General features: G+C 72.4%; 12 protein-coding genes. All 12 read right to left on the reverse strand.

Translation table 11 applies throughout. The features are described from left to right. Nucleotides 1-81 precede the first annotated feature (81 nt). The gene (locus RND61_RS00760) at nucleotides 82-519 is read right to left on the reverse strand and encodes a hypothetical protein (RefSeq protein WP_315875619.1); all 438 of its coding nucleotides are present in this window, start codon (nucleotides 517-519) and stop codon (nucleotides 82-84) included. 261 nt (nucleotides 520-780) lie between these two features. After that, on the reverse strand, nucleotides 781-2,139 hold the full coding sequence (locus RND61_RS00765) for an MraY family glycosyltransferase (protein WP_315875620.1): 1,359 nt from the start codon (nucleotides 2,137-2,139) through the stop codon (nucleotides 781-783). A gap of 95 nt (nucleotides 2,140-2,234) precedes the next feature. Next, the gene (locus tag RND61_RS00770; protein ID WP_315875621.1) at nucleotides 2,235-3,515 is read right to left on the reverse strand and encodes a serine hydroxymethyltransferase; all 1,281 of its coding nucleotides are present in this window, start codon (nucleotides 3,513-3,515) and stop codon (nucleotides 2,235-2,237) included. 87 nt (nucleotides 3,516-3,602) lie between these two features. After that, entirely contained in the window at nucleotides 3,603-4,241 is a 639-nt protein-coding gene (locus RND61_RS00775) for an arsenate reductase/protein-tyrosine-phosphatase family protein (protein WP_315875622.1), read from the reverse strand. Then, nucleotides 4,238-4,885, reverse strand: coding sequence for an L-threonylcarbamoyladenylate synthase (locus RND61_RS00780; protein WP_315875623.1), 648 nt, complete (start codon nucleotides 4,883-4,885; stop codon nucleotides 4,238-4,240). The genes RND61_RS00775 and RND61_RS00780 overlap by 4 nt, the downstream gene beginning before the upstream one ends. 244 nt (nucleotides 4,886-5,129) lie before the next feature. Next, a complete protein-coding gene (gene prmC / locus RND61_RS00785) occupies nucleotides 5,130-6,011 on the reverse strand; it encodes a peptide chain release factor N(5)-glutamine methyltransferase (protein WP_315875624.1) in 882 nt (293 codons plus the stop codon). A gap of 52 nt (nucleotides 6,012-6,063) precedes the next feature. Beyond that, nucleotides 6,064-7,140: a peptide chain release factor 1 gene (gene prfA / locus RND61_RS00790; protein ID WP_315875625.1), complete on the reverse strand. Its 1,077-nt coding sequence runs from the start codon at nucleotides 7,138-7,140 to the stop codon at nucleotides 6,064-6,066. Between the two features lie 128 nt (nucleotides 7,141-7,268). Further along, the gene (gene rpmE, locus RND61_RS00795; protein ID WP_023586542.1) at nucleotides 7,269-7,490 is read right to left on the reverse strand and encodes a 50S ribosomal protein L31; all 222 of its coding nucleotides are present in this window, start codon (nucleotides 7,488-7,490) and stop codon (nucleotides 7,269-7,271) included. A 136-nt stretch (nucleotides 7,491-7,626) separates the two neighbouring features. Next, nucleotides 7,627-8,715, reverse strand: a complete 1,089-nt coding sequence (locus tag RND61_RS00800; protein ID WP_315875626.1) for an LCP family protein — start codon at nucleotides 8,713-8,715, stop codon at nucleotides 7,627-7,629. A gap of 256 nt (nucleotides 8,716-8,971) precedes the next feature. Continuing rightward, entirely contained in the window at nucleotides 8,972-10,753 is a 1,782-nt protein-coding gene (locus tag RND61_RS00805) for a trypsin-like serine protease (protein ID WP_315875627.1), read from the reverse strand. 250 nt (nucleotides 10,754-11,003) lie between these two features. After that, complete coding sequence (rho, locus tag RND61_RS00810; RefSeq protein WP_315875628.1) at nucleotides 11,004-13,097, reverse strand: transcription termination factor Rho; 2,094 nt, start codon at nucleotides 13,095-13,097, stop codon at nucleotides 11,004-11,006. A gap of 422 nt (nucleotides 13,098-13,519) precedes the next feature. Continuing rightward, entirely contained in the window at nucleotides 13,520-14,437 is a 918-nt protein-coding gene (gene thrB / locus RND61_RS00815; protein ID WP_315875629.1) for a homoserine kinase, read from the reverse strand. Between the last annotated feature and the right edge of the window lie 161 nt (nucleotides 14,438-14,598).

The raw sequence follows: 14,598 nt of genomic DNA on the forward strand, positions 1-14,598 counted from the left end.
CGGATGGCCACGCCCGCAGTGCCGCAGTTGGCATCGGACGATAGCAGCATCGCGAACCGCTCTTTATCCCGGCCCTACCTCTCACGCCGAGGACCCGCTCTTGGCGGGGTTTCCGCCCTGCCCTGCGGCCGGGTCGACGTAGAGGATCTTGGCCTTCATCCAGCTCCGCGCCTGAGCGGTGATCCACGTGACGGTGGCCGCGAGCAACGTGAAGGCGAAGGCCTTGAAATCGAACAGCGTCGTGTCCTTGAACATGGTCAAGAACAGGAAGAGAAGAAGCAGCTGGGCCACGTAGAGCATCAGCCCCATGGCCTGGAACAGCTGCGGCAGGGACTTGGCCGTGCGCTGGAGCACCACCAGCCCGATCCCCATGAACAGGACGACGACGAGCGTTCCGACGACGCCACCGATGGCACCCTTCCCGCCGGCGACCACCGCGCTCACCGCGGTGCCGACGGCGCCGACAGCAAGCGTGGGTACGGCGGCGGGCAGGACGGTGCGGATGTCGTTGGACGGCATGGCGGCATCTCCGCTTGCTGGTGGGGGCAGTGGTGTCGTCATGGACGAGCGTAGGCCCGGTCCGAGTCAGATCTCGGCGCCAACGGGCCGTCGCACTGCGGCCCTTCGGCACTGTCGCCGGGTCTCGTGAACGGTATCACAAACTATTTGAAGAGGTCTTTACCCGATGGTGTGCCGACTCTCACACATGAGAGTGACCTCGCGCGTGTGTGCACGACAAAGGGCTGCTTTGTCTGGTAGTGCCCCCGGTTGCGCCCCTCGTCAATTCGGCGTTCCGGCCTTCCGTCGTTCGGGGAGGTGAGAACGGGCGCCGATCGCTGTCGCGCCGTTGACCCCCGCCGGGACGCGCGGCCACTCCCCCGCGTCACCGCCCTCCGCCGCCGGCCCCGCGTCCGTCCCGGCACCGGCGCCGACGGCCGTCAGGGCCTCCTCAGCGGCCTGCGGGGCGACCTTCCGGCGCCGGTACCGGGGCGGTACGAACGACTCCGCCCAGCGCGGCGCGCGCGGCCGGAACCGGGGCAGGAGCAGCAGCACCAGCCCCACCGCGCTCAGCGCCACGATCGGCAGCATGATCCACATGGACGCGGAGTGGACCGAGTAGGTCAGCGTGCCGAACGCGATCAGCGCCGACCAGAAGTACATGATCAGCACGGCACGGCTGTGCGAGTGGCCGATCTCCAGCAGCCGGTGGTGCAGGTGGCCGCGGTCGGCGGCGAACGGCGACTGGCCGTTCCAGGTGCGCCGCACGATCGCCAGGACCAGGTCGGCCATGGGGATCGCGATGATCGTCAGCGGCAGCAGCAGCGGGATGAAGACCGGCAGCGCGGCGTGCGTCGCCCGCCGCGTCGAACCCTCGAAGATCTTCAGCGCGTCCGGGTCGACCTGCCCCGTGATGGAGATCGCCGACGCTGCGAGCACCAGGCCGATCAACATCGAGCCCGAGTCGCCCATGAAGATCCGCGCCGGGTGCATGTTGTGCGGCAGGAAGCCCAGGCACATGCCCATCAGCACGGCGGCGAACAGCGTGGCCGGGGCGGCCGCCTCGATGCCGTACCCGAACCAGATCCGGTACGCGTACAGGAAGAACGCGGCGGCGGCGAGGCACACCATGCCGGCGGCGAGGCCGTCGAGGCCGTCGACGAAGTTCACGGCGTTGATGGTGAGGACGACCAGCGCGACGGTCAGGAGCGTGCCCTGCCACTGGGTGAGGCCGACCGTGCCGATGCCGGGGATCGGCAGCCACAGGATCGTCAGGCCCTGCATGACCATGACGCCCGCCGCGATCATCTGCCCGCCCAGCTTGATCAGCGCGTCGATCTCGAACTTGTCGTCGAGGACGCCGATCAGCCAGATCAGGGCGGCGCCGGAGAGCAGCGCGCGGGGCTCGTTGGAGAGCGCGAAGACGCTGTTGAGGCGGTCCAGGTGGTCCGCGACGAGCAGGCCCGCGCAGAGCCCGAAGAACATGGCGATGCCGCCGAGCCGGGGCGTCGGCTCGCGGTGCACGTCGCGCGCGCGGATCTCGGGCATCGCGCCGACCGCGATGGCGAACTTCCGCACCGGCCCGGTGAGCAGATAGGTCACCGCGGCCGTGATGCAGAGCGTCAGCAGGTAATCACGCACGGGCTGCCCCACAGGAATCGCTGGCCATCTCAGCCCCACACCCTAGTCGCGCCGCTCCTCCCTGGAGGACACACCGGAGCGGCGCATGGTTGCGCTCAACCGTGCTTCTCCCCCCGATACGGGGGAAAACACCCGGCCAGCGCCCGTGCCTCGGCCCGTACGGAGGCCGTGTCCGCGTCCGCGGCGAGGGCCGCGGCGAACAGCTGCGCGACGCGTTCCATCTCCGCGGCGCCCATGCCCTGCGTGGTCACCGCGGCCGTGCCGAAGCGGATGCCGCGGCCGTCCCCGTACGGCAGGGCGCAGGTGTCCACGACCAGTCCGGCGGCCGTCAGGCGGGCGCGCGCGCCGCGGCCGTCGACGCCGAGCGGGGCCGGGTCGGCGGTGATGAGGTGGGTGTCCGTGCCGCCGGTCGTCACCGCGAAGCCCAGCGCGGCCAGCCGCTCGGCGAGCAGGCGCGCGTTGGCGACGGCCCGGTGGGCGTACTCCCGGAACGCCGGCGTCGCGGCCTCCCCGAAGGCGACGGCCTTGGCGGCCACGGTGTGCATCTGGGCGCCGCCCTGCGTGAACGGGAACACCGCCCGGTCGATCCGCTCCGCCAGCTCCGCCCCGCACAGCACCATGCCGCCGCGCGGCCCCCGCAGCACCTTGTGCGTCGTCGCGCAGACCACGTCCGCGTACGGGACGGGGTTCGGCGCCGCTCCCCCGGCGACCAGGCCGATCGGGTGCGCCGCGTCGACGATCAGAGCCGCCCCGACCTCGTCCGCGATGTCGCGGAACTCGGCGTAGTCGAGGTGCCGGGGGTACGAGATCGAACCGCACACGACCGCCTTCGGCCGGTGCCGGCGTGCCAGGGCGCGCACCTGCTCGTGGTCGACGAGCCCGCTCTCCGCGTCGACGCCGTACGGGACGAAGTCGAACCAGCGCCCCGAGAAGTTCGCCGGCGACCCGTGCGTGAGGTGGCCCCCGTGGGCCAGGCCCATGGCCAGGACGGTGTCCCCGGGGCGCAGCAGCGCCGCGTACGCCGCCAGCACGGCGGAGGAGCCCGAGTGTGCCTGCACGTTCGCGTGCTCGGCGCCGAACAGGGCGCGCGCCCGCTGCACGGCGAGCCGCTCCGCCGCGTCCGCGTACTCGCAGCCGCCGTGGTGGCGGCGGCCCGGATAGCCCTCGGCGTACTTGTTGGCGAGGCGCGAGCCGAGCGCGGCGAGCACGGCGGGCGACGTGAAGTTCTCCGCGGCGATCAGTTGGAGGCCGTCCTCCTGCCGCCGCGCCTCCCCGTCCAGGACGTCGGCGATCTCGGGGTCCTGCCGGCGCAGCGCGTCGGCGTCCGGCCCGTAGGCGCCGTCCAGCGCCTCCTCGGCTCCAGCGGTGAGCGGCATCAGTGGCTCCAGGCGCTCCAGGCGTGGACGGGTCCCCCCGGTCCCTCCACTGTAGGTCCGGCTCCCGCGGCTCGCCCGTCCGGCGGCTCAGCGGTGTGCGGGGACCCCCGTCAGGGCGGTCACCACCGGCTCCAGGGCCTGGTTGATCTCGTCGCCCACCGAGCGGAAGAACGTGATGGGCGCGCCGTACGGGTCGTTCACCTCGTCCGCCTCCGCGGTCGGCGCCAGCAGCCAGCCCCGCAGCGCGGCCGCCGCCTGCACCAGCGCGTGTGCCCGGGCCACCACGCCGTCGGCCTCCGGGTCGGGCAGCGTCGTCGGGTCTATCGCCCGTACGAGCCGGGTGAACTCCTTCAGGGTGAACGTGCGCAGGCCCGCGCTGTGGCCCATCGAGATGACCTGGGCACGGTGGTCACGGGTGGCCGTGAGCACCAGGTCGGCGCGGACGACGTGCTCGTCGATCAGCTCCCGGCCGACGAACCCGCTCGCGTCCGCGCCGAAGTCCGCGAGGACCGTCTCGGCGTTGGCCTCCATCGGCGCACCCTCGTGCCCCCACGTGCCGGCGCTCTCCACGATCAGGCCGCAGCCCGCCGGGTCGCCGATGCGGTCGCGCAGGGCGTGGCGGGTCAGCCGCTCGGTGATCGGCGAGCGGCAGACGTTGCCGGTGCTGACGTGGAGGATGCGGAACGTGCTCGCCGTGCCTATGCCACGCCCCTCAGGGGTCGTCAACTGGCCACCTCGAGGTCGGGTACGACCTTGCGCAGCTCGTCCGCAGAGAGCGCGCCCGCGCGCAGCAGCACCGGCACGTCACGGGTGACGTCGACGATCGACGACGGCACGATGCCCGGTGTCGGGCCGCCGTCCAGGTACACCGACACGGAGTCGCCGAGCATGCCCTGGGCGGCGTCGCAGTCCTCCGGCGCCGGGTGTCCCGTCAGGTTGGCGGACGACACGGCCATCGGGCCGACGTCGGTGAGCAGCTCGATCGCCACGGGGTGCAGCGGCATGCGGATCGCGACGGTGCCGCGGGTGTCGCCCAGGTCCCACTGGAGGGACGGCTGGTGCCTGGCGACGAGCGTGAGCGCGCCCGGCCAGAACGCGTCGACGAGCTCCCACGCCTGCTCGGAGAAGTCCGTGACCAGGCCGTGCAGGGTGTTCGGCGACCCGATGAGGACGGGCGTGGGCATGTTCCGGCCGCGGCCCTTGGCCTCCAGCAGGTCGGCGACGGCCTCCGGGCTGAAGGCGTCCGCGCCGATGCCGTAGACAGTGTCCGTCGGCAGCACGACGAGCTCGCCGCGGCGGACGGCGGACGCGGCCTCGCGCAGGCCCGTCGAGCGGTCGGTCGCGTCGTTGCAGTCGTATCGCCGTGCCATCAGCGGGCCCTCCAAATTTCGGTCACTCGGTTCACCTCCGGGGCGCTCAAGGCCCCGCCGACGGCCGACCGTGCCCGGTCGCCCGTCCCTCGCGCCCCGCGCGCGTCCCCGGACGGGGTCCGGGGGCGCGTCCGCTCCCCCGCGGCGGCGCCGCGCCCCTCCGGTCCACCCGTCGCGGGCGCCTCGCGGCGGCCCCGCGGGGCGCCGCACGTCTTCGGTTCCGTCGTCGGCACCGGCACCGGCGTCATGGCGTCGCCTTGCGCGCCGACGCGAAGCGGGGCCGGTTGTTCAGGTCGGGGTGGTCGGCGGCGTCCGTCCAGCCGGCCTCCTCGTTGAAGATCCACGGCACCTGGCCGCCCTGCGTGTCGGCGTGCTCGACGACGACGAGGCCGCCGGGGCGGAGCAGCCGGTGCGCGGTGCGCTCGATGCCGCGGATCACGTCGAGGCCGTCCTCGCCGGAGAACAGCGCCATCTCGGGATCGTGGTCACGGGCCTCGGGCGCCACGTACTCCCACTCGGTGAGCGGGATGTACGGCGGGTTGGAGATGACCAGGTCGACCTGGCCGTCCAGCTCCGGGAGGGCCGTCAGGGCGTCGCCGTGGTGGACGGTGACCCTGGACCCCTCGGCGTTGCGCCGGGTCCACACGAGGGCGTCCTCGGACAGCTCCACGGCGTGCACGCGGGAGCGCGGCACCTCCTGGGCCATGGCGAGGGCGATCGCGCCGGAGCCGGAGCACAGGTCGACGATCAGCGGCTCGACGACGTCCATGGCCCGTACGGCGTCTATGGCCCATCCGACGACCGACTCCGTCTCCGGGCGCGGCACGAAGACGCCGGGGCCCACCTGGAGCTCCAGGTAGCGGAAGAACGCCCGGCCGGTGATGTGCTGGAGCGGCTCGCGGGCCTCGCGGCGCGCCACGGCCTCCCAGTAGCGGGCGTCGAAGTCGGCGTCCTCGACGCGGTGCAGCTCGCCGCGCTTGACGCCGTGGACGAACGCGGCGAGCTCCTCCGCGTCGAAGCGCGGTGACGGCACACCGGCGTCGGCCAGGCGCTGGGTGGCCTGGGCGACCTCCGACAGCAGCAGGCTGCGGGGGCTCGGGGTCCTCCCCCCGAAATTCTGCTGCACGCTGGTCCTCCGGGCTGCTGGGTCGTACGAGGGCGGGATTACGGGGACGGGCTCACGCGGCGGAGAGCTTCGCGGCCGCGTCGGCGTCGACGCACGCCTGGATCACGGCGTCCAGGTCCCCGTCGAGCACCTGGTCCAGGTTGTAGGCCTTGAAGCCGACGCGGTGGTCCGAGATGCGGTTCTCGGGGTAGTTGTACGTGCGGATCTTCTCCGACCGGTCGACCGTGCGGACCTGGCTGCGGCGGGCGTCCGCGGCGTTGCGCTCGGCCTCCTCCTGGGCCTTCGCGAGCAGCCGGGAACGGAGGATGCGCAGGGCCTGCTCCTTGTTCTGGAGCTGGCTCTTCTCGTTCTGGCAGGAGGCGACGACGCCGGTCGGCAGGTGCGTGATGCGGACGGCCGAGTCGGTGGTGTTGACGGACTGGCCGCCGGGGCCGGAGGACCGGTAGACGTCGATCCGCAGGTCGTTGGGGTTGATCTCCACCTCGACCTCCTCGGCCTCGGGCGTGACGAGGACGCCGGCGGCGGAGGTGTGGATGCGGCCCTGCGACTCGGTGGCGGGCACGCGCTGCACGCGGTGCACCCCGCCCTCGTACTTCAGCCGCGCCCAGACGCCCTGGCCGGGCTCGGTCGCGCCGTTGCCGCCCTTGGTCTTCACGGCGACCTGGACGTCCTTGTACCCGCCCAGCTCGGACTCGGTGGCGTCGATGATCTCGGTCTTCCAGCCGACGCGCTCGGCGTACCGCAGGTACATCCGCAGGAGGTCGCCGGCGAAGAGGGCGGACTCGTCGCCGCCCGCGCCCGCCTTGATCTCCAGGATGACGTCCTTGTCGTCGCTCGGGTCGCGCGGGACGAGCAGCAGCCGCAGCCTGTCGGTGAGCTCCTCGCGCCGCTTCTCCAGCTCCTTGACCTCGGCGATGAAGTCGGGGTCGTCGGCGGCGAACTCGCGGGCGGTCTCGATGTCGTCACCGGTCTGCTTCCAGGAGCGGTACGCGGCGACGATCGGGGTCAGCTCGGCGTAGCGCTTGTTGAGCTTGCGCGCGTTGGCCTGGTCGGCGTGGACCGAAGGGTCGGCGAGCTTCTTCTCGAGGTCGGCGTGCTCGCCGACCAGTTCCTCGACCGCCTCGAACATCGGGGGCTCCTGGAGTGGGTGTGCGAAAGGGGCTGCGGGCGACGGCGTGGTCGGGGGCGACCCGGACCCCGACCAAAAAGCCGGCCCCGGCCGTCCGAGGGACGGCCGGAGACCGGCGATACGGCTCGCTACTTCTTGGAGCCGGCAGCCTTGCCGAAGCGGGCCTCGAAGCGGGCCACACGGCCACCGGTGTCGAGGATCTTCTGCTTGCCCGTGTAGAACGGGTGGCACTCGGAGCAGACCTCGGCACGGATGGTGCCGCCCTCGATCGTGCTACGGGTGGTGAACGACGCGCCGCAGGTGCAGCTGACCTGGGTCTCGACGTACTCGGGGTGGATGTCGCGCTTCAAGGTGTCTCCTAGTTTCGGGAGGGCTCCGGGTCGCCCCCGCGGGATGCGGATGCGTGAACCGGGGCCGACGTACCAGTCTGCCAGGACCGGCCGTATCTCCCAAAACCGGGGTGGGGCCGCGGGTATTCCCCCGCCCTCAGCGGACGACGCCGCCGGCCTTTCCGGTGGCGGTGCCGCGGGTGGCGGAGGCCGGGACGGGCAGGTCCTGGCGCAGGGCCTGCCACACCTGCTGGGCCTGGACGTCGAGGGGGACGACGCGGTTGGGGTCGGTCGCGTCGTACCGGACCGGCATCGTGATCATGTGGATGTCGTCGGCGCCGAGGCCGGACAGGCCGCCGGCGAGGTCGGCGAGCTCCTTGACGCCGTCCAGCCCGGAGTCCGGGGTGATCGCCCGGGTGGCGGTGTCGGCGAGGCCCCAGAGCTTCTGCGGGCTGGTGAGGACGCCGACCCGCTCGACCTGGTCGATGAGGGCCTTGACGAAGGACTGCTGGAGCTGGATGCGGCCCAGGTCGCTCTGGTCGCCGACGCCCTTGCGGGTGCGGACGAGGCCGAGGGCCTGCTCACCGTCGAGGGTGTGGGTGCCGGCGGCGAGGTCGAGGTGGCTGCTCGCGTCCTCGATGGCCCGCGTGGTGGTGATCCGGACGCCGCCCAGCTCGTCGATGAGCTCCTTGAAGCCGGTGAAGTCGACCTCGATGTAGTGGTCCATGCGGATGCCGGACATCTGCTCGACGGTCTTCACGGCGCAGGCGGGGCCGCCGACCTCGTACGCGGTGTTGAACATGACCCGGTACGCGGCGGGCTCGCTGCCGCCGTCGCGGCGGGCGCACTCGGGGCGGGTGATCAGCGTGTCGCGCGGGACGGACACGACGCTGGCCTTCTCGCGGCCCTCGTGGACGTGGACGACCATCGCGGTGTCGGAGCGGGCGGCGCCCTCGTCGCGGCCGTACGCTCCGTTGGCGCCGGAGCGGGAGTCGGAGCCCAGGACGAGGATGTCGAGGGAGCCGTCGTCGGCGTTCCGCGGGCGGTCGTCGCCGAGCTGGGCGTCGATGTCGACGCTCTTGATGTTGGCGTCGAGCCTCATGTACGCGAACCCGGCGCCGCCCCCGGCCAGGACGGCCAGGGCCGCCACCGCCCAGGCGGCGGCGACCAGGCCGCGTCGGGCGGCCGCCGGCTTCCCCCCGCGGCCCCCGGCGGCGGATATGCCGCCCTTGTCCTGCTCGCCCATGGTCTCCTCGATCCCGTCGGCCCGCGTACGCTCCGGATGCCCCCGTCGGTACCCGATCAGACGGCGGACCGCGGGAAAGGGTTGCACGGGTTTCCGCACGGTCCCGGGAACGGCCCGTGCCCGCCGTGCGGGGCACGGCGGGCACGGGGTGGTTCCGCGGAACGCGTACGGATCGCGTCCGGGTCCCGGCGCGGGGCCGGGACCCGTCGGGCGGCGGGCGTCGCGCGGCGGGCTGCCGCACGACCCCGCCTGGTGACTAGCTGATGATGTCGTACGAGTTCCAGCCGCTGCCGATCGTGTACCGCGACTTGAACGGCACGGTGGGCGAGTTGCGGCTCGGGTAGAGGTGCAGCGCGCCGGCCTTGTCGCGGACGACCAGGTCGGCGGCGCCGTCACCGGTCACGTCGCCGGGGGCGACGTAGGCGGTGAAGTTCCAGCCGGTGCCGACCTGCACCCGCTGGTTGCTGAACGGGGCGTTGGCCACGCCGCGGCCCAGGTACATCCACAGCCGCGCGGAGGTGTCGCGGACCAGCATGTCGGCCTTGCCGTCGCCGCTGTAGTCGCCGTTGCCGACGACCACGTAGCTCGCCCAGCCGGAGCCGCCCTTGAGGCGGGTGCCCCAGGTGCCGTTGCCCTTGCCGGGGTAGGTCCACAGGATGCCCGCGTAGTCCACGGTGAGCATGTCGGCCAGGCCGTCACCCGTGACGTCGCCCGGGAAGGTGATGGACTTCACCTTGCTCCAGCCGGTGCCGATGCGGGTGTCGACCCCCTCGAACATCCCCTCGGACGCCCGGAACTCGATCCGGTTCCAGCGCAGGTCGCCGTTGGACGTGCGGTACACGATGTCCTGGGTGGAGTCCCGGTCCAGGTCGGTCTGGCGCACCAGGTTGATGCCGCTGAAGTTGTCCCTGAACCGGGGCGAGCCGAGGCTCGTGCCGCGCGACGGGAAGACGAAGCCGTCGGCGTTGTCCTTGCGACGGGCGAACAGGTCGGCCTTGTTGTCGTCCGTGAGATTGGCGTCCGCGACGATCTGGTTGACCTTGCCCGCGTAAGTGGAGACCTTCGCGAAGACGCTGTGGGCGCCCTTCTCGATGCAGTCGGCCACCCCCCACGAGACGACGCCGGCGATCCGGCCGTTCACGATCAGCGGACCGCCGGAGTCGCCGTTGCACGGGCTGATCGTGGTCGCGTCCGTGCCGCCGGCGGGCTTGCCGGCGCAGAACATCTCGCCGGCGACGAAGTACTCGGCACCGGCCGGGAAGCTGGTGCACTTCGCGTCGCCCTGGATCGGCACGCTGGCCTTCTTCAGGTACTGCGAGATGTCCGAGCCGGGGGTGCCGCTGGTGCGCCCCCAGCCGTAGACGGTGCCCGTCGTGCCCGGCGCGTACGACGCCGTGTCGGATGACGTGACCGTCTGCAGGGTCTTGACCCGGAGCGGACGGTCCAGCGTCAGGACGGCGATGTCGTTGCGGATGTCGCCGTCGTACGACGGGTGGACCCACTGCCGGCTCACGCGGGCCGCCTGGCCTCCGTGGGTGACGAGATCGCCCTTCTCGTCCAGCTCCGCCAGCGTCGTGGCACCGGCGACGACGAGGCCGTACTCGGTCCAGTCGGCGCCGTCGACGCAGTGCGCCGCGGTGAGGACCTTGGCCGGGGCGATGAGGGCACCGCCGCAGAAGAATCCCTCACCGGTGACCGGGTCGGTGCCGTAGAGCTGCGTCATCCACGGCGCTTCCCCGAAGGGGGCGTTGACACCGCCGATGATCTTCGGGTCCGCCTTCGGCGCGGACGCCGCGTCACCGGACCGCATCGCGTTGGGCCGGTCCGCGCTGCCGGACTTCGCCTCAGCCTCGAAGAAGGCGCGGGCCTTGGCGGAGAGTTCGGCCTCCGAGGCGACGTCCGGGGTCTGCCGCGTTTCGGACAGCTGCGGTCCGTCGGTCGCGGACGCGGGGGACGCGGCCAGTGTGGCGCCCCCCACCGCGAGCGCGGCGAGGACCGCGGGGAGGACGATTCGGGTCCTCTGCCGAGGAGATGACACTCATACCCCCTGTTGATGGGACGCGCGACGGCATCGGAAGCCGTGGCGCGCTGCAGAAACACACAAGGGAGAGAAGAAGAGTCAGGCCGTTGTCATGAGCGGGCAGCGCGAAGAGCGCCTCGCGGCACACGGCAGGCATGCGAACGCGTGTTCCCCCCCACCTTGGTCCGCTGATACTACAAGGCAGAAGTCCGCCCCGTCACTCGGGTGACGGGGCGGACTTCTGTGGCGGTGCCTACGGCGGACGACGTCAGTCGTTGCCGTTTCCGGACGACGGCGTCGTCTTCTGGATCTGGAGCAGGAACTCGGCGTTCGACTTGGTCTGCTTCATCTTGTCGAGCAGCAGCTCGATCGCCTGCTGCTGGTCGAGCGCGTGCAGCACCCGGCGCAGCTTCCAGACGATGGCGAGCTCCTCGCCGCCGAGCAGGATCTCCTCCTTGCGGGTGCCGGACGCGTCGACGTCCACCGCGGGGAAGATGCGCTTGTCGGCGAGCTTCCGGTCGAGCTTGAGCTCCATGTTGCCGGTGCCCTTGAACTCCTCGAAGATCACCTCGTCCATGCGCGAGCCGGTGTCGACCAGCGCGGTGGCGAGGATGGTCAGCGAGCCGCCGTCCTCGATGTTCCGCGCGGCACCGAAGAAGCGCTTCGGCGGGTACAGCGCGGTCGAGTCGACACCACCGGACAGGATGCGGCCGGAGGCGGGCGCCGCGAGGTTGTACGCGCGGCCCAGACGGGTGATCGAGTCGAGCAGGACGACCACGTCGTGACCCAGCTCCACGAGGCGCTTGGCGCGCTCGATGGCCAGCTCGGCGACGGTGGTGTGGTCCTCGGCGGGGCGGTCGAAGGTCGAGGAGATGACCTCGCCCTTCACCGACCGCTGCATGTCGGTGACCTCTTCCGGACGCTCGTCGACGAGGACGACCATCAGGTGGCACTCGGGGTTGTTGTGGGTGATCGCGTTGGCGATCGCCTGCATGATCATGGTCTTGCCGGTCTTCGGCGGGGCCACGATCAGACCGCGCTGGCCCTTGCCGATCGGCGACACGAGGTCGATGATGCGGGTGGTCAGCACGCCCGGGTCGGTCTCCAGGCGGAGCCGGTCCTGCGGGTAGAGCGGGGTCAGCTTGTTGAACTCGGGACGGCCCCGGCCGGAGTCGGCGGCCATGCCGTTGGCCGAGTCGAGGCGGACCAGCGCGTTGAACTTCTCGCGGCGCTCGCCCTCCTTCGGCTGGCGCACGGCGCCCGTGAGGTGGTCGCCCTTGCGCAGGCCGTACTTGCGGACCTGGGCGAGCGACACGTACACGTCGTTCGGGCCGGGCAGGTAGCCCGAGGTCCGGATGAACGCGTAGTTGTCGAGGATGTCCAGGATGCCCGCGACGGGGATCAGGACGTCGTCCTCGGAGAGCTGCGGCTCACCGGCGAAGTCCTCGCGGCCACGACGCCCGCGGCGGTCGCGGTAGCGTCCGCGGCGACCGCGGCGACCGCCCGCCTCGTCGTCGTAGCCGTCGTCCTGCGGTCCGGCCTGGCCCTGCGGCGCGCCCTGGCGCTGCTGGCGCTGGCCGCCGCCCTGCTGGTCGTCGCCCTTGCCGCGGTCGCGGCGGTCCCGCTGGCGGTCGCCCCGCTCACCGCGCTCGCCCCGCTCACCGCGGTCACGGCGGTCGCGGCGGTCGCGGCGGCCGGCTTCGGCGGTGTCGGCGGCGGACTCGGCCGTACGGGCCTCCTGGCCCTCGGGACGGGTCTCCGTGCGGACGTCGGTACGGGCCTCGGCGCGGCCCTCGGCCTCGGCGGCGGGGCTGCCGGCCGGTGCGGTGGCGCGGCGCCGGCGGCGCTCGCCGCCGGCCTCGTCGCCCTGCTCCAGCGACGTGGCGAGCTTCGGCGACGGCTGGCCGGGGATCTCGATCTGCTGCTGGGCGACGGCCTTCTCGCCCCGGGCGGGCGCGTCGCCCTTGTCGGCCTTCTCCGCCTTCGCGGAACCGGCGCCGGCCGCCTCGGCCGTGTCCCCGGCCTTGCCGCCGGTCTCCTCGCCCGTACGGGTGCGGGAGGTGGTGCGGCGCTTGGGCTTGGCTTCGGCGGCACCGGACTCGGCGCCCTTCGGCGCGGCCGCGCCGTTGCCCGCCTGTGCTTCCTTGATGACCTCGATCAGCTGGCTCTTGCGCATGCGCGCGGTGCCCCTGATGCCGAGGCCGGACGCGACCTGCTGCAGCTCGGCCAGGACCATGCCCTCGAGGCCGGTGCCGGAGCGGCGGCGCCGTGAGGTGGTGCCAGTGGCAGCACCTGCGGCGGGCGCGGTCGTGTCGACAGTCTTGTCGGCAGTCACGCCCATCAGATCGGTGGTGTCGCTCACGAAGGGTCCTTCCCTGGAGCGGACGTCGGCCTTCTGGCTCGGCGACCGGTTGTGCTGTCCGGCCTCGGCCCTGATGTGGGGACCGTGCCGGGGCGGTGGTTCCGCCGGGATACGGCGGCAGAAGAAATAACGTGCGTGGGTCCGGCCCGAGGCCCCTGCTCGGCCCTCTCCTGGGAGAAGCGAGGGGGGACGCGCGCCGGTTCCGGAGCGTGCTCGAAACTGCTCAGGCAGGCTGCTCAGGCAGTTGGGGAGGCTCCCGGAAGAAGGGTGGTCCCTGCTGGGGACACGCAGCACCGCGCCACAAAGACGTCGGGTGCAGACTTGAGGTTAACACTACCGGCTCCAACAAACATTCCCCCTCTCACACACCGGCAATCCGTGTATCCGGCGATCCTCGCCGCGGCGGGTCCCGCCCGGCGGGGCTACGGCGCGAGCGGCAGCACGCTCGCACCGGCGGAGTCGAGGGCGAGCCGGTTGGCCGCCCAGCCCTCTCCCGCCAGCAGCGCGACCTTGTCCGCCGCGCCGTCCTCGGCCAGCGCGAGCACCGTGGGGCCCGCGCCGGAGATGACCGCGGGGATGCCGTCCGCCCGCAGCCGGTTCACAAGGGCGATGCTCTCCGGCATCGCGGGGGCCCGGTACTCCTGGTGGAGCCGGTCCTCGGTGGCGGCCAGCAGCAGCTCGGGGCGCCTGGTCAGGGCCTCGACGAGCAGCGCGGCGCGGCCGGCGTTGGCGGCGGCGTCCACATGGGGGACGGCGCGGGGCAGCAGGCCGCGGGCCGTCTCGGTGAGGACCGGGCTCGCGGGGACGAAAACCACCGGAACGATGGAATCCTCGGGGTCCATCCTGATGGCGCGGGCCGCTCCGCCCTCGGTCCACGCCACGGTGAAGCCGCCGAGCAGGCAGGCGGCGACGTTGTCGGGGTGGCCCTCGATCTCGGTGGCGAGCTCCAGCAGCGCGGCGTCGTCGAGCCGGCTGTCGCCGCCTATGGTCACGGCGCGGGCGGCGACGATGCCCGCGCAGATGGCGGCGGAGGAGGAGCCGAGGCCGCGGCCGTGCGGGATGCGGTTGGCGCAGACGACCTCGAGACCGCGGGGCTGCCCGCCGAGCAGGTCGAACGCGGTGCGCAGGGAGCGTACGAGGAGGTGGCTCTCGTCGCGCGGGAGCGTGTCGGCGCCCTCCCCGGCGATGTCGACGTGCAGCCCGGAGTCGGCGACCCGGACGACGACGTCGTCGTACAGCCCCAGCGCGAGGCCGAGGGCGTCGAAGCCCGGGCCGAGGTTGGCGCTGGTGGCGGGGACGCGCACCCGTACGGCGGCGGCGCGGAACGCGGGACCGGCCATCGCTCGTTGACTCTCCTTGATCTGGACCTGCGGGGGTGACCTGCGGGGTGGGGATGGGCGGGGGACTGCGAGGGCTTCCATCAGAACGTACGGGGACCCGGGGCCGTTTCGGCGGTCACCAACGGCGTCGTCACCCGCGGCATATGCGGCGGGGTGGGTTC

The sequence above is a fragment of the Streptomyces tamarix genome (genome assembly GCF_032423885.1).
In the GTDB taxonomy this organism is placed as follows: domain Bacteria; phylum Actinomycetota; class Actinomycetes; order Streptomycetales; family Streptomycetaceae; genus Streptomyces; species Streptomyces tamarix.

Bases quoted from the DNA above. Each gene is read 5' to 3' on its own strand.
- prfA (WP_315875625.1), bottom strand. From the start codon at position 7,140: ATGTTCGAGGCGGTCGAGGAACTGGTCGGCGAGCACGCCGACCTCGAG.
- RND61_RS00780 (WP_315875623.1), bottom strand. From the start codon at position 4,885: ATGGCACGGCGATACGACTGCAACGACGCGACCGACCGCTCGACGGGC.
- thrB (WP_315875629.1), bottom strand. From the start codon at position 14,437: ATGGCCGGTCCCGCGTTCCGCGCCGCCGCCGTACGGGTGCGCGTCCCC.
- RND61_RS00800 (WP_315875626.1), bottom strand. From the start codon at position 8,715: ATGGGCGAGCAGGACAAGGGCGGCATATCCGCCGCCGGGGGCCGCGGG.
- RND61_RS00760 (WP_315875619.1), bottom strand. From the start codon at position 519: ATGCCGTCCAACGACATCCGCACCGTCCTGCCCGCCGCCGTACCCACG.
- RND61_RS00770 (WP_315875621.1), bottom strand. From the start codon at position 3,515: ATGCCGCTCACCGCTGGAGCCGAGGAGGCGCTGGACGGCGCCTACGGG.